We start from the raw sequence: 25,329 nt of genomic DNA, 5'->3' as shown, positions 1-25,329 counted from the left end.
ACTAGAGGAGGAATTTACATGAAAAAGTTTTTGCAGAAAAGACTGAAGAACGAAAAGGGTTTAACGCTTGTCGAACTATTAGCCGTTATTGTTATTTTGGGGATTATTGCGGCGATTGCGGTGCCGTCGATTGGTAGTATTATTGAAAATTCTAGAATTAAAGCTGCTAAGGCGGATGCTTTAAATGCAATTTCTGCTGCTCAGTTGTATTTTGCTGAAAACGATACTAAATCTAGTATTACATTAGATGAATTACAAAAACAAGGCTATATGAAAGATTTAGGTACCTTACCAACATCAGGAGAGGTATTTAATGCTGAAAAAGGTAGTGATATAAGTATTACGGCAACTGCCGAGTATGTAAAAGGGAAGTCCGATAAGACAATTACTTTTACGAAAGCTACTGTAAAAAATATAAACGATAGTGGAAATGAAAAAACTGTCAATGGTACAGCATCAACAACTCCAGGATCTTAATGAAGGGGGCTTCACCTCCTTCTTTTTGTTTTTGGGGATTTCTCATAATTATAAATATGAATAGAATGCAAATGTATTACATGGCTCTTTTTAAATCATTAATCTTCAAAATGACTTTCCTAAATACTAAGTTGTCCCTTCCACGCCCTACACCCATTTGCTATACTCATACTATAAAACTATTTGCAATCAAATTTCACCAGGAGTTGACGGGATGTCCATTTTTTCGCGCCGTTCGCGGACGGCTTCGCTTACGATTGAGGACGATGCGGTACGGTATGTCCGTTTGAAGTCCCTCGATCCGCTTGTTGTGGAAGCGGCTGAGGAAATTGTGCTGCCGCCGAATACGATTGTCGATGGGAAGATTGTTGATGCGGAGACATTGACCGTTCTTCTGGAAGGGGTTTTGAAAGATTGGGGCATCGCGAAACGGGATGTCCGTTTTTTGGCCCCTGATACATATGTGTTGATCCGGAAAGTTTCTTATCCGGATGATGTGGAGCTGGATGAATTGAAGGGCCATTTCTTCATTGAAATCGGTTCGACGATTTATTTGCCTTTTGATGATCCGGTGTTTGACGTCGTCCCGTATACGCCTGCTGTGCAAGGGCATGAGGCGATTTTGATTGCGTCCAAGGAAAGTATTTTGAACGGGTATGAAGACGTTCTGAAAGCGGTGAAGCTGGATCCGGTCGCTTGTGATATTAGTCCGCTCGCTTTGTACCGGCTGGCGCATCGGTTGTTTGCGTATGATGGGACGGAGCATGTCATGCTTGCCGATTTGCATGCCGGGCGGTTGACTGTTTCGATTTTCCATGATCATTATCCGCTGTTCATGCGGCCGGTCGATTTGGACCAGGCGGCTGATTTGACGGTTTCTGGTATAGCCGCTGCGGCCTCTTCGACTGTCACGCCGATGTCTGTTGTCATGGAGCTTGAAAAACTGATGAACTTCTATCGATACAACATGTTGAACGGCGCTGCATCTATTACGCATCTCCTTGTGAATGGCGATTTTGAGGGGATGGACGAGCTTCTTGCTCTTGCACAGGACCGTTTTTCCGTCAAGGCGCATCTGTTAGCCGGGGAACCGCTTCGTTTGCCTGATGGCCAAGCGCTTGATCCTTCTTTTAACCGGACTGTCGGCCTTGCGCTGAAAGAGGTGACGTGATGCTGATCGATATTAATCTATTGCCTGAAAAAGAGAAGGAACGCTCCAGACTTTTGATCCTTGCGATCAGCCTGCTTGGTGTTTCCCTCCTTATTTGGGTCGTTTTCTTTGTCCTGTCGGGGAGGCTTGCTGCTGATACTGAAAAATTGGATCAGCAGATCATTGCCATTCAGCAGGACCAGGCAGCTCTTCAAGGCGGTGAAGCGTCGGAACAGGCAGGCGGGACGAAAACGGCTGTTGCTGATTTAGAACGGTCGGTTCGCTTTTTGGAAGGGCATCGGTATGAGACGTTGCCGCTTCTCCGTGACATGGTTGCGTTGTTGCCGGAACGGGGCTTTTTTGTGACGTTCACGTTTACACAGCCACATTTTGCAGAGGTGACTGTCCAGTTTGATGATAAACAAGCTGCGTCTTACTATCTCACGCGCCTACTTTCGAGTGAGGCGATCGTGGATGCTTCGATCGAATCGGTTACCGCTGAACAGTTAGAGTCAGCAGACGGATCTCCTAAGATGTCTTCCGAAATTCCGCGTTATCAAGCGACTTATTTGATTGAATTCGAAGATAGCCGAATGGCAGAAATGGAGTCTGTGCAGGAGGCAGAGCAGGAAGGGGAGAATGCGGATGAGTAATTTGTCTAAACGGCAAAAGGAAATGGCTTTAGTTATCCTATCCGCCGTTTTCCTGTTGGCGTTGTCCCTGTTCTCTTATTTCCGCCTTTATGTGCCAGCGAAGGAAGCGAATGCACTTGCAGCAAACACTGTTTCCAATGAACGGAATGTCTTGATTGCTCTGGAAAAGCAACAGGCGAAAGTAGAGACGGCTGGCTATGCAAGTTCGAGGCCGCTGCAGGCGAAAGTGCCTGTTCTTCCCCTGGATGACAAGGTGCTGCTTCAAATTGGCGAAGCGGAAGTGAAATCCGGGACGGTTGTTGAGGAAGTCAACTTCAACCGTGAACCGCTTGTGCTGGATCCGCCATCTGAAGATACGGCTTCCATCCAATCACTTTTGGTTGAAGTGAAATTACAAGCGGGCAACTACGCCCAAGTCGACCGTTTTATTGAAGAAATTGAGGAGATGGATCGAATTTTTGTAATGGATTCAATGGAATTTACTGCTCCTGAGGAGCTGCAGACTACTTCGAAAGAGCCACGGACACTGGAGTTGGCCGTTTCTTTCAGAGCATTTTATCGTCCTGATCTGACAGCTCTCTTGGATGAAGCGCCAAAAGTCGACGCACCGAAGCCTGCTGCCAAGGACGATCCGACTCCGTTCAATTCGAGCGTACAGGATGAGGAGGAGAGCGATCAGTGACAGCAGTATACGTTGTGCTGTTTTTCGTATATGGCCTGGTCTTTGGTTCTTTCTTCAACGTCGTCGGTTTGCGCGTGCCGAAGAAAGAGTCGATTGTCTCGCCGCCCTCCCATTGCGGTTCATGCGGCAGGCAGTTGAAAGCGCTGGACTTGATACCGGTTTTTTCTTATGTCGTGTTGGGCGGCAAATGCCGTACTTGCGGGAACCGGATCAGCGCGGTCTACCCGGTGATGGAGCTGGTGACAGGGCTTCTATTTGCATACTCCTTCTATCATTTTGGCTGGAGCGCTGAGCTAATTGTGGCAATTTTGCTCTCCTCCATGCTTGTCATCATCACCGTTTCGGATTTTGCGTATATGATTATCCCGGATAAAGTGGTCCTGCCGGCCGCTATGTTTTTTTTGGTTCTGCGTTTTTTCATCCCGCTTGATCCGTGGTGGGACAGCGTGCTCGGGGGCGCAATTGGTTTTGCGGTATTATTGCTCATCGCTGTCTTGTCGAAAGGCGGCATGGGCGGTGGAGATATTAAATTATTTCTTGCCATCGGGTTCGCCATCGGGACCGTCGATACCTTGCTTACGCTCTTTCTCGCTTCCTTGGTGGGATCCATTGCTGGTATCATCCACTTGAAAAGAACAGGGAAAGGGCGCAAAACGCCTGTGCCATTTGGTCCGTCCATTGCGTTTGCGGCTCTTGTTTCCTATTTTTGGGGAGCCGCTTTTGTCGATTGGTACGGCAATTTATTTCAATAAGTCGATAAGTTTTTAAGAGCAAGGCGACATACGTCTTGTTCTTTTTCACGTTCCCTTTGGTACAGTTACTAAAAACGGGGTGGACAGGCATGAACTTCAGAAGGAAGTATTCAAAGATAACAGTTCTGATGGCAGTGCTTCATGGCGTCGTGATCGGCGTCGCAGCGGTTGCCATTGTCGGATTCATTTTGGTCGGGACAGGGGATAAAATGAAGGACAAAACAGCCGCTGTCAGTAAGGAGGTGCCTGCTTCAGGCCCACCTGCTGTCGAAGCGCCAGCAGATAATCCTGCACCAGGTGCGTCGCTACAGTTGTACGCCAAGCAACATGGAGTCTTTTCGACAGACCAATCCGCTTCTGCCTTCATTGCGGGACGGCCCGATCTCTCCGAAGCGTCGGTTGTTAAAGCGCAAGATCAATATTTCGTTTGGAGTGCGATCGGGTTAACCGAACAGGAGATAGATGCAGATGCTGCACAAGAGACGTATCGAAAACCTTTTACAGTAGAGGCAGGAGCTTGTTCTGCATCAGGTGCAGGTAAATTGAAGGACATTTTGGCCGAAACGGATGTAGCCAAAATTAAAGATTTGGCTGCTTCCTCAAGCAGTGATCCAAGTGGGGGAATCGGAGCTGAGTTTGCAAAGCAAATTACCGCCGTTACTGCATTTACAAGCGATCTGCAAGTCATTCGGCTGTATTTATTATCTCATTATTCTATCAAAGACGGGTGTGCGAAAATTTCATTTTGAAGCCAATTAGGGCCGGAAAATGAAGATATCGCGCTTTCTGGACAATTTTCAATGAACCTTTTCTCGAGTATGATAGGGAAAAGGAGGTTTTCATGAATGAAATTTCATAGCGAACAACGAATTGTCTTGGCTTCCTCTTCCCCAAGACGAAAGGAATTACTGGAGATGGCGGGCATTCCGTTTGAAGTGATGCCAAGTGATGTCGAGGAAGACCTGGAGTTGCAAGGGAGGGATTTCGAGGGCTTCGTCAAGACGCTGGCACTGACTAAAGCGGAAGCAGTTGCAGAGAAGGTGCAAGAAGCTGTAGTCATCGGTGCTGATACAATCGTCGTTTTTGAAGATGCGATCTATCATAAGCCTATTGATGCACAAGAAGCAAAACGGTTTATGTGGGAGTTCTCTGGCAAAGCCCATTCGGTCTATACCGGGGTAGCCATTTTGCAGGGAGGCCAAAGTAGCCTTTTATGCGAGGAAACTAAGGTGTTTTTCAAGGACTTGGATGATGATTTGATTGACTGGTATGTTGAATCAGGAGATCCGATGGACAAGGCAGGGGCGTATGGTATCCAGACGGCCGGCGCTCTGTTGGTCGATAAAATCGAGGGGGATTATTATAATGTTGTCGGCTTGCCGATCGCTAAATTGGCCAGCCGCATGCGAGAGATGAACATCCTTTCCCTGCAAGGAGGCGACGCCTGAATTGACGAAGCTGAGGGGGCAAATGATGATTCGTGATGTCCATGTATCGGATAGACCTCGTGAAAGGCTGATCCGGCAAGGGGCGAGCAGTTTGTCGAACCAGGAGCTGATTGCTATCTTGCTGCGAACTGGGACGAAAGAGGAATCGGTGCTGATGCTTGCCAATCGAATTTTAACGTCTTTTGATAAAATACAAGATCTTAGAGAAGCCACCATTGAGGAAATGATGTCTGTCAAAGGAGTTGGGCAGGCTAAGGCCGTGCAGATTTTAGCTGCTGTGGAAATAGGTAAAAGGCTGTACCAGAAACATACGGAAGGACGATATACGATCCGTTCGCCGGAGGACGCTGCAGCCTATTTGATGACGGACATGTCTTCGTTGCAGCAGGAACATTTTGTCGTGTTATTCTTAAATGTAAAAAATGAAGTGCTTCATAAACAGACGGTATTTATTGGTAGCCTAAACTCCTCGATTGTGCATCCACGGGAGATTTTCAGGGAAGCGGTCAAGCGGTCAGCCGCCTCGATCATTGTCGCGCATAATCACCCATCAGGCCACCCGGCGCCTTCTCCGGAGGACATCGAAGTGACAAAACGATTAGTCGAAGCAGGGTCTATTGTAGGCATTGATTTACTGGATCATGTCATCATTGGGGACCATCGTTTTATCAGCCTAAAAGAGAAAGGGTATATGTGACACTGTGAATTTGTTCTTCTATCCGTTATAATGTGTTGTATGATTTTAAGAAGACCATTTTTAACGGTCGAGAAGAAAGGAAGAACAGATTTGTTTGGATTAGGTTCAAGAGATGTCGGGATTGACCTTGGCACAGCTAATACATTAGTTTTCATTAAAGGTAAAGGTATTGTACTTCGGGAGCCTTCCGTAGTAGCGAAAAATACAGTGACAAATGAAATCGTAGCAGTCGGAAGCGCGGCGAAAAACATGATCGGGCGTACACCGGGGTCCATTGTGGCAACGCGTCCAATGAAAGACGGGGTTATCGCAGATTTTGAAATTACGACAGCGATGATCGAGCATTACATGAAAGAAGCAACAAAAGCGGCAGGAAGCGCATGGAAAAAGCCAAATGTCATGGTTTGTGTTCCTTATGGCATCACATCTGTCGAACAGCGTGCTGTTATTGACGCGGCAAGACAAGCTGGTGCAAAAGATGCATTTACGATTGAAGAGCCATTTGCAGCAGCAATCGGAGCAAATTTGCCAGTTTGGGAACCTACAGGAAGTATGGTCGTCGATATAGGTGGCGGTACGACAGAGGTAGCTGTTATTTCATTAGGCGGCATCGTAACGAGTGAATCGATCCGTGTTGGCGGTGACTCCATGGATGGAGCCATCATCAGTTACATACGCAAAACGTACAATTTGACAATTGGTGAACGGACTGCGGAAGCGATCAAAATCGAAATTGGATCGGCACGTGTGACGAATAAAGCGGATAAGATGGAAATCAGAGGCCGCGATTTATTGACAGGTTTGCCGAAAACACTCGAAGTCACATCGGACGAGATTGTAGAAGCGCTTCGTGAATCCATTACTCAAATTATTGAAGGCGTCAAAAAGACATTGGAAGCAACTCCACCTGAATTGTCTGCGGACGTCATGGAACGCGGAATTGTTTTGACTGGCGGCGGTGCGTTGCTGCAAAACTTGGACAAGGTGATTTCGGACGAGACGAATATGCCTGTTTTCATTGCGGAAGATCCGCTTGATTGCGTTGCGATCGGTACGGGCAAGGCGCTCGATAACTTCGACGTCATTAAAAAGATGCAAGCGAAATAAGTAGGGAGGATTTGGGCCAATGCCGCGATTTTTTTCAAATAAACGATTGATATTATTGCTCGTTGGCGTCATCGTGCTTGTGGCATTGATTTCATTCTCCCTGAAGGATCGCAGAAATGCTACGATCCCTGAACAGATAGTGAAAGATGTCGTCGGCTTCGGACAATCCTTATTTTCGAAGCCGGCGCACTATATTACGGGCACAATCGAAAAGATTGACGGGATATTGAATACATATGAGGAAAACAAGCAACTGAAAGCGAGACTGCAAGAGTACGCTTCGAACCAAGTGGAGCTGGCTGATGTCAAAGCAGAAAACAAACGCTTGAGAGAATTGATTGGTAAGACAGAAGACTTGCGGGCATTTGATCCGATCCAGGCGACGGTCATCTCGCGAAATCCCGATCAATGGGAGGAGAAAGTCATTGTCGACCGTGGTTCGACAAGCGGAGTGGAATTGGACATGGCGGTAATAACAGCGAAAGGGCTGGTCGGAAAAGTAGTCAATGTGACGAAAACGAATGCCACTGTCGAACTTCTTTCGACAGAAAACCGTAATTTCCGTGTGGCTGCAGTCATCCCGGGTGAAACATCCGTTTTTGGTTTGATTGAAGGGTATGACCCGGACCGCAGAGAATTAATCATGAAACGGATTGATTCGAGTTTTGATGTTAAAGTGGGCATGAAAGTAGAATCTTCAGGGTTAGGCGGTATTTTCCCGAAAGGGCTTTATATCGGGGAAGTGACAGAAGTGTCGACAGATGATTACGGCTTGACGAAATTGGCTTATATCCGCCCGGCTGCGGATTTCTCCATGCTCGATCATGTTGTCATTGCCAAACGGAAGATGGAAGTATATAAAAAGGGTACAGATACGGAGAGTCCGACGGAAGACCAGGGGGAGGATGAATCATGAGCCGGTTCATCATCCCTCTGCTTGCGGTCTGTCTCTTTTTCCTGGAGCCTGTTTTTAGTTTGTTTTCCCCGATCGACATAGGGGGCATGGAATATATACTTGTACCCCGTTTCGTCATCGTCTACCTCATTTTTCTCGCTGTCTATTACAATCAGAAGCGGGCCATCCTGTTAGGTTTAATACTTGGACTCTTGTATGATATGTATCACATTGATATTATTGGAGTATATACTTTTTTATATCCGCTGGTCTGTTATCTCGGTGCGTTGCTAATACGCCAAGTACATCGTCATATTGTTACCGTGATGTTCTTATCGGTGATACTCATCGTGTTACTTGAATTGCTTTCTTACTTCTTTGCCAGTCTGATTGCTTTGACTTCCATCCATCTGGATGAATTCATCGTAAGACGCCTGGTACCGACGATGATTGCCAATGCCATCTTTATTGGAATGTTCGGCTGGTTGTTCAAAAAAGTGATGACCGGAAGAGGAATGCAAAATCAGGCCGGATCATAACTCAAGAAATTGTGGGGGACGCAAATGACGACGAAACAGCAATTTGTAACGATAAAAGGGACAAAAGACGGCCTTGTCCTCCGACTTGATGATAAATGCTCGTATTCGGATATGATTGCGGAACTCCGCAGAAAAGTGAGCGAAAACAGCCTGGAAGGCGTAGCAGAGGTTAAGGTCCACACGGGACACCGATTCTGCAATGAGGAAGAGCTGCGGGAGATCATGGCGATTGTGCATGAGTCGCCTCATCTGCGAGTCTCTAAAATTCAAAGTGATGTTATCTCAATGGACGAGTGCAATCAGAAAATCGTTGAACGCCAGTCCGAAACGTATATCGGTATCGTCCGCTCTGGGCAAGTGATTGAAGCGGAAGGTGATCTCGTTGTCATCGGAGATGTCAATCCGAATGGCAAGGTGGTCGCTGCAGGAAGCATTTATGTGCTCGGCCGCCTGAAAGGGATGGCTCATGCCGGTGCAGGAGGCAACGAAGATTGTGTAATCGCTGCATCATGGCTTGAGGCTACGCATTTAATCATTGCTGATAAGATGGAAACGATGACTGACGAATTGACAATTTTATCGGAACAACCGGAAATGGAATGCGCCTACATTCATTCAAATGGCTTCATCGCCATTGATCGTTTGCAGGAACTTCGGATTCTCCGGCCAAATCTGTCAACTTTCAAAGGAGGAAGCTGATGTGGGGGAAGCAATAGTAATAACATCTGGTAAAGGCGGAGTCGGAAAGACGACGACTTCTGCGAACCTTGGAACTGCATTGGCCCTGCAAGGCAAAAAGGTATGCCTTGTTGATACAGATATCGGTCTACGGAATCTGGATGTCATCCTAGGCCTTGAAAATCGTATCATATATGATCTCGTCGATGTGATCAAAGGCCGTTGTAAAGTACACCAAGCATTAGTTAAAGACAAGCGTTTCGAGGATGGCCTCTTTTTATTGCCGGCCGCCCAAACGACTGATAAAAATGCCATATCCCCTGAAGAGATGAAAGAGCTGGTCACAGAATTAAAGCGTGACTATGATTACGTTTTAATCGATTGCCCGGCCGGTATTGAACAGGGCTATAAAAATGCGGTGGCTGGCGCGGATCGTGCCATTGTTGTCACGACACCTGAAATCTCAGCTGTTCGGGATGCAGACCGGATTATCGGCCTGTTGGAAGCGGAGCCGATCGATCCGCCAAAGCTCATTATCAACCGGATCAAGAGCCAGCTCGTCAATCGGGGCGATGCTCTCGATGTCAACGAAATTACGACCCACCTATCGATTGATTTGCTTGGGATCGTGTTGGACGATGAAAACGTCATCTCTTCTTCCAACAAAGGAGAGCCTGTCGTAATGGATCCTTCCAATCCGGCAGCGATCGGTTACCGCAATATTGCGAGACGCATATTGGGTGAATCGGTTCCGCTCATGTCGTTGGATACAGGGAAACCCGGCTTTTTTAGGAAATTGAAATCATTATTTGCAAAATGACGCCTGCACACCTCTTGGTATGAAAAAATGCCAACAGGTGTGTTTTTATTTGGCTGGCGCCACTGTAAATGAAATGAACGACTGAACTTTCTTTCAATTCTCTTGGCATTCGCCCATAATATTCTGCCTGTCCTCGTCATATACTGGGAAAAAGGCGGTGCGGCGGATGAAATGGAAAACAAAATGGATGGCAGCAATTGTTCTGACGATCGGAGTTATCGGCGTCGCGAAATTAGAAGAGGTTGGGCTGGTGAAGAAACCCGTTACACAATATGTAACGACAGGAAAAGATTTTATTGTGATGAAGAAATGGGTCGCTTCGATACTGGGAGACGATAAAACGGAAACAATTGCAGTGACGGGAAAACAGGACGTAGATGTCCCTTTTGCCTCGTATGAATCAATGCAGCCGTATGACAAAGGAGTTATCGTCTCGTATTCTCAGCCAATGCCTGTTCTTGCCCGAGGGGATGGCCTGGTCGTTTTTACGGGGTCTACCAGACAATCGGGTAAAACAGTGACGGTTCTTTATGATGATGGTGACGAGGTGACGTATGGATTTGTTGGAAGTATCTCGAAGTTGCCCTATACGACTGTAAAGAAAGGAGAAACACTCGCTCTGATGAATGAAGAGACGATGTATTTGCAAGTGAAGCGGGAAGGAATAAATTTGGATGCCGACATGCTGGCCACGTATTTCTCGGAACCGGCCGATGCGAATTAAGCTCCACCCCATCCTGTTGCCGTTTTTTGCCTTTTTGGCTCTGACAGGCGGTTTATCTCTTTATGCCCTCATTTTTCTGTCTCTTTTAGTTCACGAGGCTGGACATGTTCTTGCCGCAAAATGGGCGGGAATGCGTGTCCGTTCCTGTACCATTCTTCCTTATGGCGGCGAGCTTTCCATACCGAAACGCTATCTTTATTCCAAAAAGGCGAGGATTGGTGTAGCGCTGGGAGGTCCCATTGCAACGGCTCTGCTGCTGATGATCGTAAGTTTTAATAATGTACCGGGTTCTGCCGAGTTAAAGAAAATTCAGCTGGCCATCCTTATGCTAAACTTGCTCCCTATACTTCCTTTGGATGGAGGACAGGCGCTGAGTACGCTGCTGGAGCGGAAAGAAAAGAGACAACAATCGAAGTCTCTTTTTTTAATGGGTTCTATTCTTTTATTGGCGGCCAGCTTGCTAGTTTTGCTAAATGGTTTTCCAGATACGCTCCTCTATATGTGCTTAGCTGCTTTTCTATTGTTTCAGAATATATCATCTTACCGATATCGCAAATACGAGTATGCTTATGAACGGTTAATTGAAAAACAGTTGACGCGGTAAGCGTGGCGTGGTAATATTTTAATGTTATTGTTTGTAGCACCCGTGCTACAACCGCGCTGATAAGGTACAAGCATCCGTTTGGATCACCTTGGAGGGCGAGTCTGAGTCTATAGAGGAGGTGCAAGTATGTACGCAATCATTGAAACTGGTGGAAAACAAATCAAAGTCGAACAAGGCCAAGAAGTCTACATCGAAAAAGTAGTCGGCGAAGCTGAGGAAACTGTAACATTCGACAAAGTTCTATTCGTTGGTGGAGAAGACGTGAAAGTTGGCGCTCCATTCGTGGAAGGTGCAACGGTTACTGGTAAAATCGTTAAGCATGGCCGCGGTAAGAAGATCACTGTCTTCAAATACAAGCCGAAAAAGAACTACCACAAGAAGCAAGGTCATCGTCAGCCATACACGAAAGTTGTCATCGAAGGCATCAATCTGTAAGCCGGCATGATCAAAGTCATTATCACTGAACAGCCATCGGGCCGCATCAGCTCTTTTGAAATGAAAGGCCACGCCGACTATGCTGAACATGGAAAAGACCTTGTTTGTGCAGGGGCTTCAGCCGTTTCGTTCGGATCCGTCAACGCTATTATCGCATTGACTGGAATCACGCCTGAAATTAAGCAGGGATCGGATGGCGGATATATGAAAGTAGACTTTCCGGTTACGGAAAAGGATACTGAAATCCAACTGATTGTCAGGGCGATGATTGTTTCATTGCAGACGATTGAACAAGATTATGGGAACCATATACAGATTACTTTCAAATGACAGGAGGTGGATCACATGCTACGTTTGGATCTCCAGTTTTTTGCATCGAAAAAAGGGGTAGGTTCTACAAAGAACGGTCGTGACTCTGAATCGAAACGTCTTGGCGCAAAGCGCGCTGACGGACAATTCGTAACAGGCGGCTCAATCCTTTATCGCCAGCGCGGAACAAAAATTCACCCAGGTGAAAACGTTGGCCGCGGCGGTGACGATACACTTTTCGCAAAAGTTGACGGCGTTGTTCGTTTTGAACGTTTTGGCCGCGACAAGAAGAAAGTGAGCGTTTATCCTAAAGAAGCTTAATGGATATCAACAAACAGGACTGCATAGTTAATATGCAGTCCTTTTTTGGATTCATCAGCGTTTCCTTCATGTATTTCCAACTGATGAAATGTTATACTTTAAAGTATGACACAGTTGGCGGTGAAAAAATGGATACCAAACAAATAACAGTGACGGAAGCGCTGAAATTTGCCAGACATGATTTTTTGAATGAGCTTCAGCTAATACTATTATATATCGATTTGGATAATAAGGAAGAAGCGCGGAAGGCGATTTTAGGAGCGACGGAACGGCAACGCTCCATGGCTATGCTGGAACGGCTGCGCATGCCTTCGGTAGAGAAATGGCTGAATACGTTTGATTGGGTCCATACTGAATTCTCGAAACGGATTGAGTGTGATATTGTAGCAGCTGCTGATCGGGCAGTGGACGATCGTGCGGTGGCAGACTATTTGGAAACAGTAGTTCAATCAATCGCGGCCGTTTTGAATCCTTTGGATGACCATGAGTTGATCATTCACGTATCAGCAACTGATTCGGAGTGGAGCATCCAAATGGAACTGGAAGAAACAGTGCCTGTTGTATGTCCGGCTATTACAGGCAATTTAAATATTGAGATTACGGAAACGGCCGATGATGGCCAATGGACGTTCACGATCAGTGGACGATAGGAGGAAGAACTATGTTTGTCGATCATGTAAAAGTATATGTCAAAGGCGGGGATGGCGGAGACGGGATGGTTGCGTTCCGTCGTGAAAAGTACGTCGCATACGGCGGCCCTGCCGGCGGTGACGGAGGCAAAGGAGGCGATGTTGTTTTCATCGTCGACGAAGGATTGCGGACGTTGATGGATTTCCGTTATCAGCGCCATTTCAAAGCGCCGCGTGGAGAGCATGGCGGCAGTAAGAACAAGCATGGCCGCGGAGGAGAAGATATGGTTGTCAAGGTTCCTCCTGGCACAGTCGTCAAGAATGCCGAGACAGACGAAGTCATCGCCGATCTCGTTGAGCACGGACAAACGGCTGTTATTGCAAAAGGCGGACGCGGAGGACGTGGAAATTCCCGGTTTGCGACACCACAGAATTCGGCGCCTGAACTGTCGGAAAAAGGAGAGCCGGGCGTGGAAAGGGAAATCGTGCTGGAACTGAAAGTTTTGGCAGACGCAGGCCTGGTCGGATTTCCTAGTGTCGGCAAATCGACGTTGCTGTCGGTTGTCTCTGCAGCAAAGCCGAAAATTGCCGATTATCATTTTACAACGCTCGTCCCGAATCTGGGTATGGTTGAAACGGTGGACAACCGGACCTTTGTGCTTGCGGATTTGCCTGGTTTAATTGAAGGGGCGCATGAAGGTGTCGGGTTAGGACATCAGTTCCTTCGCCATATCGAACGGACGCGCGTCATCATTCATGTGATTGATATGTCCGGACTGGAAGGACGAGATCCGTATGAAGATTACACAACAATTAATGCGGAGCTGGAGCAATACAATTTGCGGTTGATGGAGCGACCGCAGGTCATCGTGGCGAATAAGATGGACATGCCGGATTCGGAAGAGAACTTACAGCTGTTCAAAGAAAAGCTGAACGATGACTCCATCCGGATATTCCCGATCTCAGCGATCACCCGCCAAGGGCTGGATGATTTGTTGTTTGCGGTAGCTGACTTGCTCGAGACGACACCGGAATTCCCGATGTACGAAGAGCATGATGAAGAGGAGCATTCGGTCATGTACAAGCATGAGAGCGAAACGCCTGACTTCAAAATCACTCGGGATGATGACGGCGCATATGTGCTGTCGGGTTATACGCTTGAACGCCTGTTCAAGATGACGGATTTCAATTTCGATCAATCTGTCCGGAAGTTTGCAAGACAAATGCGCGGCATGGGAGTCGACGATGCGCTTCGTGAGCGTGGTGCACAGGATGGCGATATTGTCCGAATCCTTGATTTTGAATTTGAATTCATCGAATAAGAGAGAAGACCTGTAATTACGGTCCGTTTGGGGGAGGCGTGCTATGAATCCGCTTGGAAAAGGACAATTTTATCTTGTGCGGGAAGACGTTTTAACGGAATCGATGCAAAAGATGCTCGAGGCAAAACGATTGCTTGCGAGCGGGGAAGAACGGACGATCCAAGAAGCGACAAAACGGGTCGGCCTGTCCCGGAGTGCTTATTATAAATATCGGGATACGGTATTCCCATTCGAATCCATCGCCAGAGAGCGCATCCTAACGATCTTCATTCAACTGGAAGATCGTCAGGGGTCTCTTGCGACCATTCTTCAAATCATTTCAGATGCAAGGTGCAATGTTCTGACGATCCACCAGACGATTCCGGTACAGGGCCGTGCAAATATTACGTTATCGCTGGATGTAACGGAAATGCCAATAAAGCTGGATGAATTCATGCAGCGCATGAAAGCGCCAAATTTTATCGATTCCGTTCATTTAATCAGTTCAGGCGCACTTTGAATTGGCTAGGAGGTTTATCATGGCTAAGAACATATTTACTCCATCAGTCGCTTATTTAGGGCCCGAGGCATCGTTCACGCATGTGGCGGCGACACAATTATTCGAAGAGGCAGGCCTCGTGCCGCATCCGACGATTCCAGACTGCATAGAAGCTGTTTCAGCAGGGCATGTCGCCTACGCAATCGTCCCGCTCGAAAATGCACTTGAGGGTTCGGTACCGTTAACGATTGATTATTTATTCCATGGGAGCGAACTGTTTATCAATGCGGAAATATCGACTCCGATCGAACAACATTTAATGGTGAATAAATTACATAAGAATGGCAGCGGAACAGTGGAATCTGTCCACTCTCACCCACACGCTCTCGCACAGTGCCATAAATACTTGCAATACCATTACCGGCGTGTTCCGCTTATCCAAACAACCTCTACAGCGGCTGCCGCGAAATATGTAGCAGAGCATCCCGAACAAAGGATTGCCGCCATCGGGAACCGATTGGCTGCCGAAAAATATGATTTGCATATTGCTGAGGAAAGCATTCATGATTTTCATTTTAATCATACCCGGTTCGTTGTCCTGTCATTGCGTAAAGGCCAGCTTGAACTGGACGGCCACTCCGGACAGCCAAAGACGACGCTGATGGTGAAGTTGCCGGAAGATGATCGGTCAGGGGTGCTGCATCAAATTCTATCAGTTTTCGCCTGGCGTAAATTGAATTTAAGTAAAATTGAATCCCGGCCATTAAAGACAGGACTGGGGAATTACTTTTTTATCATTGATGTCATGGAATCGGAAGAACATCCAATGATGAAAGGCGCAATGGAGGAACTAGCCGCTCTGCATTGCTCGGTTCGGTCATTCGGCACATACTTCACATATGCATAATAAACGCCACGTTCAAAATTTTGAACGTGGCTTTTTATGTATATTGGCAGTTCTCCGGCAGTATACATGGGAGTAAGGATGCCTTAACGAAATTAAAGGTCACAAATACGGGCGTTCGTTCATACGATGGATTGATGGAAGGGGGATTTTTTTAGTGGAAGTCCATGTAGTGGTAAAAGGGGATACATTATGGAAAATCGCAAGGCAGTATGGGATTCCCTTTGAAGAGTTGAAACGGGTGAACGCCCATTTGGCGAACCCGGATTATATTGTGCCTGGAATGAAGATCTTTTTGCCTGCGAAACATGAACACCAAGCAAAACCTGGAACGACATTACCTAAAACAAAAGGGGAAGCGGTAAAGCCTCAGCAAAAACCGGTCCAGCCATCTAAACCGACGACTCCGGCGCCTCCTATTCCGCTGCCGACTGCAGAGGAATCACCAGAAGTACCGAAGCCGCCAATGATGAAGCCGCCGAGTGCAACGAAACCGCCTAGCCCGACTAAGCCACCTAGCTCTGAAAGGCCGCCTAGCGTGAAGCCGCCTGTTTCAAAGCCGCCGACCATGACACCGATACCGCCAACACCACAGATGCCACCAATGCCGCCAATGCCGCCGTCCATGCCGACTCCGGAAGAGGAATCACCAACAGTCCAAACACCACAGATGCCGCCGGTGGCGATGCCGTATCCAATGCCAATGCCAATGCCATATCCGATGCCGCAATACATTCAACCGATCTTTACAATACCATGTGGATGCATGCCTTGTTTTGATGTCGATTGCCATCCACATATGTATCCGATGCAGCAACCTCAAATGCAGATGCCACAAATGCAAATGCCGCAAATGCAAATGCCATACATGCCTGAGATGAATGAAGAATGCAAGGAAGAGTCTCCAATCTGTCCGGGGCAGGCACCAGGTGCGTTCCCGCCGCAATATCCGATGTCGGGTGGATGGAAAATGGTGGAGTCCCCGATGTTTGAAAAAGAAGAGAAGGAATCACCGATGATGCAGCAGCAATGGGAGGAATCCGTCCACTGTCCGCCTGAACAGGGATATGTGCCTCAAATGATTTCGCCTGCTCAAAACCAACCATATCACATCTATCCAATGCACCCGCAGCCTTACCAATTCGGTTGCAGTCAAGGCTGTGACTGTGGCTGCGGACAACAGCCTATGCATGTTTCACCAATGTACCAGCATCCTTGCTGGGGCATGCCGGCACCATGTTATGGACCGTGTCATCCGATGCCGATAGCTGGACCACATTACGGTTACAACTCGTACGGAGCTTACTGACCGGCGTATGACGCTGGAGTCCAATGTCAAGCAGATCAAAGATAATGTGTGGAAAGTGGAAGAAGGCGGAACGAAATATTCGTTGAAGCAATATCGTTCCATGTCCACTGCAGTCAAAGTGAAATATGTCCATGAAGAATTGGAGAAATTAAATTTTCCTCATATCGTGCCTTTACTGCCGACGGAGGATCAGTTGTTGCTAAAACAGCCATGGCTGGAAAATGCGAGGCCGGTCAGCTACAAACGCCGGTCGGATCGAACAGATTCTTTAACTGCATTGCGGGAACTCCACCAGACAGACCGGCATAATAATTGGAAAGCGTCTCCCTATTTGCATACCTATCCGTTAATGATGAAATGGACCGACCGGCTTAATCGGTTCCTCGATCATCGAGCTTTTTTTCAACAACTGATTGGTGTCCGCCGAGTACAGGAAATCATTTTTTATGCAAAGGAAGCGCTGCCGATTGTCAAGCAACACGCCAAAGAAGCAATCGGGCAACACACCTTACTGCATGGAGACGTAGTGCACCATAATATTCTTAGGGATGAAAATGGGGTTATTCGTTTAATTGATTTCGATCTGGCTTGCACCTCACATCCGGATACCGAGCTGGCGTTATGGAGCCATCGGGTTTTACCGCATGTCTCCTACAATGTCGATTTTCTATTTGAGGAACAACAGGCGCTTGACAAGATGAACCGAAGTGCAAAAGCGATGCTATTGTATCCTAATGAAATACTCAGGGAATGGCTTCATCTCTTGACGCTGCCTGAACACAATCAGCAAAAGCTGGCAAGGCAACTGATCCCGTTTACGGAAGCCGCTTTATTCGCTTGGCCGAAGCTATGGTATGACGTGGAAAAAAGAATGAAGTAATTTGGGGAGTCCATGATCTACACTACCTTTTCGGTGATATGATTCCTTTTGATTGGAACAGGATTCGATGGTTCGATTTAGATGAAAACGATAGGGAAAAGATAACTGGATGGCCGCTCTTGTAGCGGCTTTTTTTGTTATTTTACTTGATTAGTTAAGATGCTAAAGGGTGCGTGGGGATGCTTTATGCGCGGGTGCGTATTGGTTATGCTCGGGTGTAGTGGTTTAATGCGCGAGTGCGTGTTAGTTATGCTCGGGTGTGGTGGGTCAATGCGCGGTTGCGTGTTGGTTATGCTCGAGTGCGTGTTAGTTATGCTTGGATGCGTGGTGGTTATACTCGGGTATCGTATGTCATGCACAAATGAGTAACTGTCTTGTTTAGAAGAATAGACGGTATGCTCGGTTAATGAAAATTAATGCATAGACGCAATCTGCATAGGCACGGGTGGTTACAGGTTTATGCGCAGATACGTGGACGTAATCACGCCAAATAAAAAACACGGATGACAGATAATACTTTCATTTCTCTTACATGCAATCTATTGCTCTTGGATAGGTAGAAAACCCGTTCGTATGCTATAATCGTAATATTGATGTAGGGGGAGAGTTCTTTGTACGATTATATAAAAGGCAAGGTTACGCGTGTGACGCCGGAATACATAACGCTGGAACAAGGCGGAATCGGTTATCAGATTATGACACCGAACCCTTATGTGTTCCATCAGACGGAAGAGATGCAGCAAGTTTTCACCTATATGCATGTCAGGGAAGATATGCAATGGCTGTTAGGTTTCAAGACGTTGGAGCAGCGGGAGCTGTTCAAAAAATTGATAACTGTGTCCGGCATTGGCCCGAAAGGCGCATTGGCTATTTTGGCGAGCGGCATTCCTTCGCAAGTCGTCGGGGCGATCGAACGGGAGGACGAGAGTTTCCTAACCAAATTCCCAGGGGTAGGCAAGAAGACGGCACGCCAGATGATTCTGGATTTGAAAGGGAAATTGCATGATCTATTTCTCGAGATTGATATGCCCGGGGACGAGCCATCCCTGTTATCGATGGCTGAAAACGATGATTTGGAAGAGGCGCTGCTGGCGCTCGAAGCACTTGGGTATTCCGCTAGAGAACTGTCGAAAGTGAAACCGCATCTTCAAAAAGAGGAGCGCGACACGGAAGGTTATATGAAACTGGCTTTGCAGCTTTTATTGAAACAGAAATAGAGTTGAAAGGAGGGGGCTTGGATGGAGCGGGTTGTATCCAGTGAACATTCCCATTTTGATGAAGGATTTGAGCAGTCGCTCAGGCCGCAGACATTGTCACAATATATTGGACAGGCTCAGGTGAAAGAAAATCTGAGCATATTCATCGAGGCAGCCAAAGGGCGTAATGAGAGTTTGGATCATGTTCTGCTTTATGGGCCGCCGGGACTTGGCAAGACGACCCTTGCAGCCGTTATTGCGAATGAAATGGGTGTGAATGTCAGGATGACGAGTGGTCCTGCCATCGAACGTCCTGGTGATCTGGCGGCAGTCGTGTCATCCCTGGAACCGGGCGATGTCCTTTTCATTGATGAGATCCATCGGTTGAATCGGGCTATTGAAGAAGTCCTTTATCCGGCAATGGAGGATTTTTGCCTTGATATCGTTGTCGGCAAAGGGCCGGCTGCCAAGTCAATCCGGCTCGATCTGCCTCCGTTCACATTGATCGGCGCAACGACGAGAGCCGGCTCCTTATCGGCTCCGCTGCGAGATCGCTTTGGCGTGCCGCTGCGGCTGGAATATTATGAAGTGAAACCTCTGCAAGAAATCATCCAGCGCAGCGCGGGTCTGTTTGACGTGGAAATCATGGAAAGCGCCGCAGAAGAAATTGCGAGGCGTTCCCGTGGCACCCCCCGAATCGCCAACCGGCTTTTGCGGCGTGTACGGGATTATGCGCAAGTGCGTGGAAATGGCACGATTGATGAAATTATCGTCAAAGAAGCGCTGGAAATGCTGCAGGTCGATTCACATGGTCTCGACCATATCGACCATAAACTGCTCAAAAGCATGATTGAGCGGTTCCGTGGAGGCCCGGTCGGATTGGATACAATTTCGGCGAGCATCGGCGAGGAATCCATAACAATTGAGGATGTCTATGAGCCTTATCTTTTGCAGATCGGCTTTTTGCAGCGGACACCCCGTGGAAGAATCGCTACACGCTTAGCCTATGAGCATTTCGGTTATGCTTACGGGGAGAATGAATAAAGACCTGGATAGCACTTAATTTATCATAAGGGAGTAACTGGACGAATGGATGTAAATGATTTTGATTTTGAACTTCCGGAAGAATTGATCGCTCAAACGCCGCTTGCCGATCGAACGGCAAGCCGGCTGATGCTGTTCGATCGCGAGACCGGTGAAGTGGAACATAAGATCTTTCGGGATATTGTAGATGAACTCGAGGAGGGCGATCTAATCGTCCTTAACAATACAAAGGTGTTGCCGGCCCGCTTGATCGGCACGAAAGAGGATACAGGCGCTTCCATTGAGCTCTTGTTATTGAAGGAAACAGGAGAGGATCAGTGGGAAACGCTTGTCAAACCTGCCAAGCGAGTCAAACCGGGAACGGTCGTATCCTTTGGTGATGGAAGATTGAAAGCGGAATGTGTGGAAGTGTTGGAACAGGGAGGGCGGATTTTCAAGTTCGTCTACGAAGGGATCTTTTATGAGATTTTGGATGCCCTCGGCCAAATGCCCTTGCCTCCATATATTACAGAAACTCTTGAAGACCAATCCCGTTATCAGACGGTATTTGCGAAGGAGAGAGGTTCTGCTGCGGCACCGACAGCCGGCCTTCATTTCACTGAAGAGATATTACAGCGGATCAAAGAAAAAGGTGTCGGGATTGCCTTTATCACCCTGCATGTCGGGCTTGGGACATTCCGTCCGGTCAGCTCGGATACGATTGAGGATCATACGATGCATTCCGAATACTACAATGTCACGGAGGAAGCCGCGGACGCTATCAACTCTGCAAAAGAAAATGGAGGCCGTGTGTTTGCCATCGGAACGACATCCGCGCGTACATTGGAAACGATCGCAAGCGCCAATAACGGGAAAATTGTGGCTTCCAGCGGCTGGACCTCCATTTTCATCTATCCTGGATATAAATTCAGTATTTTGGATGGATTGTTGACAAACTTTCACTTGCCGAAATCAACATTGATCATGCTCGTTTCCGCTCTTTCTTCTCGGGAGCATATTTTAGCAGCTTATAATGAGGCGGTTGAACAACGATACCGATTCTTCAGTTTCGGGGATGCGATGTTCATCAGAACGCCAAAAAGAAAGGATTAATTTCATGGCAGCCATTACGTACGAACATATTAAAACTTGTAAACAAACAGGCGCGCGGCTTGGTATCGTCCATACGCCACATGGTTCATTTGAAACGCCGGCCTTCATGCCGGTCGGCACATTGGCCACTGTCAAGACCATGTCGCCCGAAGAATTGAAGCAGATCGGAGCGGGCATCATTCTGAGCAACACGTACCACCTTTGGCTTCGTCCGGGCCACGAGGTCATCCGGGAGGCGGGCGGTCTCCATAAATTCATGAACTGGGACCGGCCTATTTTAACTGATTCTGGAGGATTTCAAGTATTTTCTTTAAGTGATTTCCGTAAGATAGAGGAAGAAGGCGTGCATTTCAGGCATCACCTGAATGGCAGCAAGCTGTTCCTGAGTCCAGAAGGCGCGATGGAAATCCAAAACGCGCTCGGATCGGATATTATGATGGCATTTGATGAGTGTCCACCGTATCCTGCAACCTACGAATATATGAAGTCCAGCGTGGAGCGGACGTCCAGATGGGCAGAACGGTGTCTTCAGGCCCATGCGCGCCCTGAGGATCAAGGACTGTTCGGCATTGTGCAGGGCGGGGAATTTGAAGAGCTCCGCAAGCAGAGTGCGAAGGATCTCGTCTCCCTTGATTTTCCGGGGTATGCGATCGGAGGTTTGTCTGTCGGGGAACCGAAAGACATCATGAACCGCGTGCTGGAGTTCACAACACCTCTGTTGCCAGTTGACAAACCGAGATATTTAATGGGTGTCGGGTCTCCCGATTCATTAATTGACGGGGCGATCCGCGGCGTGGACATGTTTGACTGCGTGCTGCCTACACGGATTGCCCGCAACGGCACTTTGATGACAAGTGAAGGACGTCTTGTCGTCAAAAATGCAAAGTATGAACGTGATTTCGGTCCGCTTGATCCGAACTGCGATTGCTATGCTTGCAAAAATTATAGCCGGGCGTACATTCGCCATCTGATTCGCGCAAATGAAACCTTTGGCCTTCGTTTGACGTCCTATCATAACCTCTACTTCCTCCTGAATTTAATGGAGAAAGTGCGTGAGGCGATACGGAACGACCGCTTAGGCGACTTCCGTGAAGAGTTTTTTGAACAATACGGATTTAACAAACCAAATGCAAAAAACTTTTGAATCTTGTATAATAAATATTGAGTAGAGGGGGGATATTTTTTGGGTGGTCAGTATAGTAGCATTATTATGCTCGTAGTCATGTTCGCAATTATGTGGTTTTTGCTCATCCGTCCTGCACAAAAGAGACAGAAGCAGACGCGTTCTATGCAAGAATCATTAAAACGTGGAGATAAGGTCATCACGATCGGCGGTCTTCATGGAACAATCGACGCGGTTGATGAATCATCTGTATTTTTGAAAGTGCAAGATGGGACAACTCTTCAATTTGATAAACAAGCAGTTGGACGAGTGATCGAGTCGAGCCAATCCTAAAAAAACAGAGATGCTGCCTTGCGGTTTAACCGCTTAGGTGAGCATCTCTTTTTGATTCTGGACTTTTGTTGTATAGGTGCAAGCGTGTGAAGGGTATCCTTTCTTGGAAAGGAGGAGGCCCATGAGCAACTTGTTCCAAACCGGATTTCGGACTGTATTTTTATACATTCTGATATTAATCATCATGCGATTGATGGGGAAACGGGAGGTTGGTGAATTAAGCGTCATCGACATCGTCGTTTTTGTCATCATGGCCGAAGTGGCTGCCTTCGCATTGGAATCACCCGACCAGCCATTAATCGAGTCCATCGTCCCCATAATTATCTTGCTCCTCATCCAGCTGATTACATCTTTCATTTCTTTGAAAAGTAAAAAATTCAGGGATTTAGTGGACGGCGACCCAACGATGATCATTGAGGATGGAAAGATACTTGAAAGTGAAATGCGCAAGCAACGCTATAATTTGGATGATTTATTCCAACAGCTTCGAGAACAGCAAGTCGGTTCGATTCAAGATGTCACCCATGCCTTTCTGGAACCCTCGGGCAATCTATCCGTCTTTACAACAGATCAAACAGAGCCAGTCCTCGCCCTCATTTCGGATGGTGTCATTCAACAGCGCCACCTCACTCAAATGGGAAAAACGGAAGACTGGATGCTGAAGGAGCTGAAATCACAAGGTGTTGAGGACTACAGGCATATCTTTTATTGCTCATACGAAAAAGGAAAACTCCACTTTCAGCTGAAAGAAGAGTTTCAGTGATTTTTGACCAGCCTTTTTAGCATGAGGAAGTCGTTCTTTTTCACTTGCCCTAATATAAGCAGAACGACCAGTAAGAAGGCGGTTGTAATAAGACATTCTGCTATCAGCCCGTACTTGCCCACCGGAATGAAAATCGGCCTGAGCACAGCGGTTGCGATAAAGGAGACATAGGGAAGGGCAAACATCGTAAAACCTGCCGCTGCTGCCTTGTTTTTACGCAATGTCGCCACATGAAGAAACGATGTCACTAATACACCAAATCCGATGGCTAGTACAGCCCCGGTTTCTTGCAGGCCGGGTTGGGAAGCGAGGACGAACATGACTCCGAGTTTGGCAATGCCGCCATAAACGGAATTCATCATGCCGGCTTTTGCGTCGCCCGTCGCCTGCAAAATGGAGTATAACGGACTTTGGATATAGTAGAAAAAGAAAATGGGTGCCAGCAGAGACATATACTGCGCCCCGTCGGAAACGCGAAACAGCTTGACTGCCATCGCATGTCCGTGTACATAAAAAACGGCGGCCGCGAAAGCTCCCGTCAAAGCAGAAAGGCGGAGGGCGAGATGAACCCGTTCTTTCAGCTTGCTCTTATTGCTTGTAGCTGCGGCACCGCTGACAGCCGGTACAAGGACAACAGAGAGCGCATAAGGGATGAATGACGGAAACAAGAGCAACGGGATGAGAACGCCGGAGATGACCCCGTACAGCGAGGTAGCCGCTACGGCACCAACGCCCGCCATGGAAAGGGCACGCAAGAAAATGATCGGCTCCAAAAACCAGGTGAACGTACCAAATAATCGGCTGCCTGAAGAAGGGAGCGCGATCGAAAGAAGAGGCTCCATCGGATACCGGTGAACTTCCTTATTGGCAATTGGTTCTTTTCTTTTGTGCTTATGGTATTTATAAAATAAGTAAAGCACGGACAAGCCTTCTGCAAGCAAGGTAATGCCCATGGCGTAGGCTGCGTTCATCGGGCTGTTTCCTTCGATGAGGAATGTCGGCAGCATCCAGGTGATCAGTGCAATTCGGCAAATCTGTTCAATGATTTGCGACCAAGCGGTTTCTTCGATGCGGACAATCCCTTGAAAATACCCACGGATGAGCCCGCCGATCGCGGCGATGGGAATGATGGCAATGCCGACATAGAGGGCCGATGACGTGGCGCTATTGCCTAAAAGTGTTTCGGATAAATAAGGTACGAACAAGATGGAAGCCGGTATGAACACTACAGCCGTCAATATGGTGATGAAAGTGGCGGTTTTCATGACAGCTGGCAATTTGGCTGTTTCACCTTTCGCCTTCAGTTCCGCTATTACTTTGGCTATAGCAATCGGTACGCCCAATTGGACGAGTGATAGAAAAAAGATGAAAGCGGGATAAGCGGTCATATAAATTCCTACTGCTTCCTCTCCCGCCACCCGCATAAATTGGATGCGATATACGAATCCAAGCAGCTTCGTTGTAAAGACTGCGACCATTAGAATGGCTGTGCCGCGAATGAATGTAGACATTTACCAAACATCTCCTTCTCAATTCCGATCGTTTCGTATACACTAAACCTATGCGGAGAAATGACCGTTTACGACTAGCCCGAAAATGAATGGGGGATGACGATAATGGAACACAAAGATATTTTCGAACATGCACTGCCTGCAATTGAAAGCAAGCGCAATGAATTCCATCTATATGGATATGATACGGTGAAGGAAGAAGATATTTGGACCTATTGCATCCGCAAGAGATGGAGGAAAAAGGACGTAGGATCGATGCGGATTCATGAAGTGATCAACGATATTCTGAAACTGACGCCAGCGGAATTTATGACCTATACGCAGATTGAGGAACAGAGGGAATCCAATTGGTTTTCTGATTTAAACAGCGATGAATTGCAGCTGTTATTAGCTCCGAAAAACAAGGGAAATTGATGGGGTAAATCCGTCCAACCATTTGACAATGGGGCTTTGC

General features: G+C 47.3%; 32 protein-coding genes and 1 other annotated feature. Of the genes, 31 read left to right on the top strand and 1 reads right to left on the bottom strand.

Annotation, left to right across the window (positions count from 1 at the left end; all coding sequences use genetic code 11):
- Positions 1–18 precede the first annotated feature (18 nt).
- The 30 genes from ACSW3C_RS01060 (at position 19) to ACSW3C_RS00915 (ending at position 23,364) form a co-directional block, all read left to right on the top strand.
- Positions 19–477 (top strand): type IV pilin protein, encoded by a 459-nt coding sequence (locus ACSW3C_RS01060; RefSeq protein WP_486560398.1) that lies wholly within the window; start codon positions 19–21, stop codon positions 475–477.
- Between the two features lie 214 nt (positions 478–691).
- A complete protein-coding gene (pilM, locus tag ACSW3C_RS01055) occupies positions 692–1,648 on the top strand; it encodes a type IV pilus biogenesis protein PilM (protein WP_486560396.1) in 957 nt (318 codons plus the stop codon).
- Positions 1,648–2,280 (top strand): hypothetical protein, encoded by a 633-nt coding sequence (locus tag ACSW3C_RS01050; protein ID WP_486560395.1) that lies wholly within the window; start codon positions 1,648–1,650, stop codon positions 2,278–2,280. Before pilM ends, ACSW3C_RS01050 begins: the two co-directional genes overlap by 1 nt.
- Entirely contained in the window at positions 2,273–2,962 is a 690-nt protein-coding gene (locus ACSW3C_RS01045) for a pilus assembly protein PilO (RefSeq protein ID WP_486560393.1), read from the top strand. Before ACSW3C_RS01050 ends, ACSW3C_RS01045 begins: the two co-directional genes overlap by 8 nt.
- The gene (locus tag ACSW3C_RS01040) at positions 2,959–3,714 is read left to right on the top strand and encodes a prepilin peptidase (protein WP_486560392.1); all 756 of its coding nucleotides are present in this window, start codon (positions 2,959–2,961) and stop codon (positions 3,712–3,714) included. Before ACSW3C_RS01045 ends, ACSW3C_RS01040 begins: the two co-directional genes overlap by 4 nt.
- An 89-nt stretch (positions 3,715–3,803) precedes the next feature.
- Positions 3,804–4,463 carry a hypothetical protein gene (locus tag ACSW3C_RS01035; protein ID WP_486560390.1) on the top strand — a complete coding sequence of 220 codons (660 nt, stop codon included), beginning with the start codon at positions 3,804–3,806 and terminating at the stop codon, positions 4,461–4,463.
- Between the two features lie 96 nt (positions 4,464–4,559).
- Positions 4,560–5,162, top strand: a complete 603-nt coding sequence (locus tag ACSW3C_RS01030) for a Maf family protein (RefSeq protein WP_486560388.1) — start codon at positions 4,560–4,562, stop codon at positions 5,160–5,162.
- A gap of 22 nt (positions 5,163–5,184) precedes the next feature.
- Entirely contained in the window at positions 5,185–5,859 is a 675-nt protein-coding gene (radC, locus tag ACSW3C_RS01025) for a RadC family protein (protein ID WP_486560860.1), read from the top strand.
- 90 nt (positions 5,860–5,949) lie between these two features.
- Positions 5,950–6,966 (top strand): rod shape-determining protein, encoded by a 1,017-nt coding sequence (locus ACSW3C_RS01020; RefSeq protein ID WP_272493178.1) that lies wholly within the window; start codon positions 5,950–5,952, stop codon positions 6,964–6,966.
- A gap of 19 nt (positions 6,967–6,985) precedes the next feature.
- Entirely contained in the window at positions 6,986–7,882 is an 897-nt protein-coding gene (gene mreC / locus ACSW3C_RS01015) for a rod shape-determining protein MreC (protein WP_486560386.1), read from the top strand.
- Positions 7,879–8,400, top strand: coding sequence for a rod shape-determining protein MreD (gene mreD, locus ACSW3C_RS01010; RefSeq protein WP_238082287.1), 522 nt, complete (start codon positions 7,879–7,881; stop codon positions 8,398–8,400). Before mreC ends, mreD begins: the two co-directional genes overlap by 4 nt.
- Before the next feature lie 24 nt (positions 8,401–8,424).
- Positions 8,425–9,099 (top strand): septum site-determining protein MinC, encoded by a 675-nt coding sequence (gene minC / locus ACSW3C_RS01005; RefSeq protein ID WP_238082284.1) that lies wholly within the window; start codon positions 8,425–8,427, stop codon positions 9,097–9,099.
- Position 9,100: 1 nt separating this feature from the next.
- Entirely contained in the window at positions 9,101–9,898 is a 798-nt protein-coding gene (gene minD / locus ACSW3C_RS01000; RefSeq protein ID WP_486560385.1) for a septum site-determining protein MinD, read from the top strand.
- A 166-nt stretch (positions 9,899–10,064) separates the two neighbouring features.
- A complete protein-coding gene (locus tag ACSW3C_RS00995) occupies positions 10,065–10,622 on the top strand; it encodes a peptidoglycan DD-metalloendopeptidase family protein (RefSeq protein WP_486560384.1) in 558 nt (185 codons plus the stop codon).
- Positions 10,573–11,226: a metalloprotease gene (locus tag ACSW3C_RS00990; RefSeq protein ID WP_486560382.1), complete on the top strand. Its 654-nt coding sequence runs from the start codon at positions 10,573–10,575 to the stop codon at positions 11,224–11,226. The genes ACSW3C_RS00995 and ACSW3C_RS00990 overlap by 50 nt, the downstream gene beginning before the upstream one ends.
- Before the next feature lie 39 nt (positions 11,227–11,265).
- Positions 11,266–11,339 (top strand) — a sequence feature (ribosomal protein L21 leader region).
- Positions 11,340–11,352: 13 nt separating this feature from the next.
- Positions 11,353–11,661 carry a 50S ribosomal protein L21 gene (gene rplU / locus ACSW3C_RS00985; RefSeq protein ID WP_184210394.1) on the top strand — a complete coding sequence of 103 codons (309 nt, stop codon included), beginning with the start codon at positions 11,353–11,355 and terminating at the stop codon, positions 11,659–11,661.
- Between the two features lie 6 nt (positions 11,662–11,667).
- Positions 11,668–11,991 (top strand): ribosomal-processing cysteine protease Prp, encoded by a 324-nt coding sequence (locus tag ACSW3C_RS00980; RefSeq protein ID WP_486560381.1) that lies wholly within the window; start codon positions 11,668–11,670, stop codon positions 11,989–11,991.
- A gap of 15 nt (positions 11,992–12,006) precedes the next feature.
- Positions 12,007–12,291: a 50S ribosomal protein L27 gene (gene rpmA / locus ACSW3C_RS00975; protein WP_238082273.1), complete on the top strand. Its 285-nt coding sequence runs from the start codon at positions 12,007–12,009 to the stop codon at positions 12,289–12,291.
- Between the two features lie 128 nt (positions 12,292–12,419).
- Entirely contained in the window at positions 12,420–12,941 is a 522-nt protein-coding gene (locus tag ACSW3C_RS00970) for a Spo0B domain-containing protein (protein WP_486560380.1), read from the top strand.
- Between the two features lie 11 nt (positions 12,942–12,952).
- The gene (gene obgE, locus ACSW3C_RS00965; protein WP_486560379.1) at positions 12,953–14,242 is read left to right on the top strand and encodes a GTPase ObgE; all 1,290 of its coding nucleotides are present in this window, start codon (positions 12,953–12,955) and stop codon (positions 14,240–14,242) included.
- Between the two features lie 43 nt (positions 14,243–14,285).
- A complete protein-coding gene (locus tag ACSW3C_RS00960; protein WP_486560378.1) occupies positions 14,286–14,741 on the top strand; it encodes an ACT domain-containing protein in 456 nt (151 codons plus the stop codon).
- A 19-nt stretch (positions 14,742–14,760) separates the two neighbouring features.
- Positions 14,761–15,627, top strand: coding sequence for a prephenate dehydratase (gene pheA, locus ACSW3C_RS00955; RefSeq protein ID WP_486560376.1), 867 nt, complete (start codon positions 14,761–14,763; stop codon positions 15,625–15,627).
- 154 nt (positions 15,628–15,781) lie between these two features.
- Positions 15,782–16,933 carry a LysM peptidoglycan-binding domain-containing protein gene (locus tag ACSW3C_RS00950; RefSeq protein WP_486560374.1) on the top strand — a complete coding sequence of 384 codons (1,152 nt, stop codon included), beginning with the start codon at positions 15,782–15,784 and terminating at the stop codon, positions 16,931–16,933.
- A gap of 7 nt (positions 16,934–16,940) precedes the next feature.
- Positions 16,941–17,813: a phosphotransferase gene (locus tag ACSW3C_RS00945; RefSeq protein ID WP_486560373.1), complete on the top strand. Its 873-nt coding sequence runs from the start codon at positions 16,941–16,943 to the stop codon at positions 17,811–17,813.
- 611 nt (positions 17,814–18,424) lie between these two features.
- Positions 18,425–19,030 carry a Holliday junction branch migration protein RuvA gene (gene ruvA, locus ACSW3C_RS00940; protein WP_486560371.1) on the top strand — a complete coding sequence of 202 codons (606 nt, stop codon included), beginning with the start codon at positions 18,425–18,427 and terminating at the stop codon, positions 19,028–19,030.
- 21 nt (positions 19,031–19,051) lie between these two features.
- On the top strand, positions 19,052–20,053 hold the full coding sequence (gene ruvB / locus ACSW3C_RS00935) for a Holliday junction branch migration DNA helicase RuvB (protein WP_238082259.1): 1,002 nt from the start codon (positions 19,052–19,054) through the stop codon (positions 20,051–20,053).
- A 45-nt stretch (positions 20,054–20,098) separates the two neighbouring features.
- Positions 20,099–21,145, top strand: coding sequence for a tRNA preQ1(34) S-adenosylmethionine ribosyltransferase-isomerase QueA (gene queA, locus ACSW3C_RS00930; protein ID WP_486560370.1), 1,047 nt, complete (start codon positions 20,099–20,101; stop codon positions 21,143–21,145).
- 4 nt (positions 21,146–21,149) lie between these two features.
- The gene (gene tgt, locus ACSW3C_RS00925) at positions 21,150–22,289 is read left to right on the top strand and encodes a tRNA guanosine(34) transglycosylase Tgt (RefSeq protein ID WP_486560368.1); all 1,140 of its coding nucleotides are present in this window, start codon (positions 21,150–21,152) and stop codon (positions 22,287–22,289) included.
- A gap of 66 nt (positions 22,290–22,355) precedes the next feature.
- Entirely contained in the window at positions 22,356–22,601 is a 246-nt protein-coding gene (gene yajC / locus ACSW3C_RS00920; RefSeq protein WP_486560858.1) for a preprotein translocase subunit YajC, read from the top strand.
- Between the two features lie 121 nt (positions 22,602–22,722).
- Positions 22,723–23,364 (top strand): DUF421 domain-containing protein, encoded by a 642-nt coding sequence (locus ACSW3C_RS00915; RefSeq protein WP_486560367.1) that lies wholly within the window; start codon positions 22,723–22,725, stop codon positions 23,362–23,364.
- Here ACSW3C_RS00915 and ACSW3C_RS00910 read toward each other — a convergent pair.
- Positions 23,358–24,875, bottom strand: coding sequence for a putative polysaccharide biosynthesis protein (locus ACSW3C_RS00910; protein ID WP_486560366.1), 1,518 nt, complete (start codon positions 24,873–24,875; stop codon positions 23,358–23,360). The genes ACSW3C_RS00915 and ACSW3C_RS00910 overlap by 7 nt on opposite strands.
- Positions 24,876–24,980: 105 nt before the next feature.
- On the opposite strand from ACSW3C_RS00910, the gene ACSW3C_RS00905 reads away from it, so the two are divergent.
- Entirely contained in the window at positions 24,981–25,289 is a 309-nt protein-coding gene (locus ACSW3C_RS00905) for a post-transcriptional regulator (protein WP_238082249.1), read from the top strand.
- Positions 25,290–25,329 lie beyond the last annotated feature (40 nt).

It is taken from the genome of Sporosarcina sp. AD_1 (assembly GCF_057373025.1).
Note: the sequence above shows the minus strand (reverse complement) of the source record. Positions and strands in the feature narration are given on the sequence as shown.

Excerpts from the sequence above, each read along its gene's own strand:
- ACSW3C_RS00945 (WP_486560373.1), top strand. The coding sequence starts at position 16,941 with ATGACGCTGGAGTCCAATGTCAAGCAGATCAAAGATAATGTGTGGAAA.
- obgE (WP_486560379.1), top strand. The coding sequence starts at position 12,953 with ATGTTTGTCGATCATGTAAAAGTATATGTCAAAGGCGGGGATGGCGGA.
- mreC (WP_486560386.1), top strand. The coding sequence starts at position 6,986 with ATGCCGCGATTTTTTTCAAATAAACGATTGATATTATTGCTCGTTGGC.
- ACSW3C_RS00995 (WP_486560384.1), top strand. The coding sequence starts at position 10,065 with ATGAAATGGAAAACAAAATGGATGGCAGCAATTGTTCTGACGATCGGA.
- tgt (WP_486560368.1), top strand. The coding sequence starts at position 21,150 with ATGGCAGCCATTACGTACGAACATATTAAAACTTGTAAACAAACAGGC.
- rpmA (WP_238082273.1), top strand. The coding sequence starts at position 12,007 with ATGCTACGTTTGGATCTCCAGTTTTTTGCATCGAAAAAAGGGGTAGGT.
- rplU (WP_184210394.1), top strand. The coding sequence starts at position 11,353 with ATGTACGCAATCATTGAAACTGGTGGAAAACAAATCAAAGTCGAACAA.
- pheA (WP_486560376.1), top strand. The coding sequence starts at position 14,761 with ATGGCTAAGAACATATTTACTCCATCAGTCGCTTATTTAGGGCCCGAG.
- ACSW3C_RS00980 (WP_486560381.1), top strand. The coding sequence starts at position 11,668 with ATGATCAAAGTCATTATCACTGAACAGCCATCGGGCCGCATCAGCTCT.
- ACSW3C_RS00960 (WP_486560378.1), top strand. The coding sequence starts at position 14,286 with ATGAATCCGCTTGGAAAAGGACAATTTTATCTTGTGCGGGAAGACGTT.
- ACSW3C_RS00915 (WP_486560367.1), top strand. The coding sequence starts at position 22,723 with ATGAGCAACTTGTTCCAAACCGGATTTCGGACTGTATTTTTATACATT.
- yajC (WP_486560858.1), top strand. The coding sequence starts at position 22,356 with ATGCTCGTAGTCATGTTCGCAATTATGTGGTTTTTGCTCATCCGTCCT.
- pilM (WP_486560396.1), top strand. The coding sequence starts at position 692 with ATGTCCATTTTTTCGCGCCGTTCGCGGACGGCTTCGCTTACGATTGAG.
- ACSW3C_RS01035 (WP_486560390.1), top strand. The coding sequence starts at position 3,804 with ATGAACTTCAGAAGGAAGTATTCAAAGATAACAGTTCTGATGGCAGTG.
- ACSW3C_RS01060 (WP_486560398.1), top strand. The coding sequence starts at position 19 with ATGAAAAAGTTTTTGCAGAAAAGACTGAAGAACGAAAAGGGTTTAACG.
- ACSW3C_RS01050 (WP_486560395.1), top strand. The coding sequence starts at position 1,648 with ATGCTGATCGATATTAATCTATTGCCTGAAAAAGAGAAGGAACGCTCC.
- queA (WP_486560370.1), top strand. The coding sequence starts at position 20,099 with ATGGATGTAAATGATTTTGATTTTGAACTTCCGGAAGAATTGATCGCT.
- ruvB (WP_238082259.1), top strand. The coding sequence starts at position 19,052 with ATGGAGCGGGTTGTATCCAGTGAACATTCCCATTTTGATGAAGGATTT.
- radC (WP_486560860.1), top strand. The coding sequence starts at position 5,185 with ATGATGATTCGTGATGTCCATGTATCGGATAGACCTCGTGAAAGGCTG.
- ACSW3C_RS00905 (WP_238082249.1), top strand. The coding sequence starts at position 24,981 with ATGGAACACAAAGATATTTTCGAACATGCACTGCCTGCAATTGAAAGC.
- ACSW3C_RS00990 (WP_486560382.1), top strand. The coding sequence starts at position 10,573 with ATGCCGACATGCTGGCCACGTATTTCTCGGAACCGGCCGATGCGAATT.
- ACSW3C_RS00970 (WP_486560380.1), top strand. The coding sequence starts at position 12,420 with ATGGATACCAAACAAATAACAGTGACGGAAGCGCTGAAATTTGCCAGA.
- minC (WP_238082284.1), top strand. The coding sequence starts at position 8,425 with ATGACGACGAAACAGCAATTTGTAACGATAAAAGGGACAAAAGACGGC.
- ACSW3C_RS00910 (WP_486560366.1), bottom strand. The coding sequence starts at position 24,875 with ATGTCTACATTCATTCGCGGCACAGCCATTCTAATGGTCGCAGTCTTT.
- ACSW3C_RS01030 (WP_486560388.1), top strand. The coding sequence starts at position 4,560 with ATGAAATTTCATAGCGAACAACGAATTGTCTTGGCTTCCTCTTCCCCA.
- ACSW3C_RS01045 (WP_486560393.1), top strand. The coding sequence starts at position 2,273 with ATGAGTAATTTGTCTAAACGGCAAAAGGAAATGGCTTTAGTTATCCTA.
- mreD (WP_238082287.1), top strand. The coding sequence starts at position 7,879 with ATGAGCCGGTTCATCATCCCTCTGCTTGCGGTCTGTCTCTTTTTCCTG.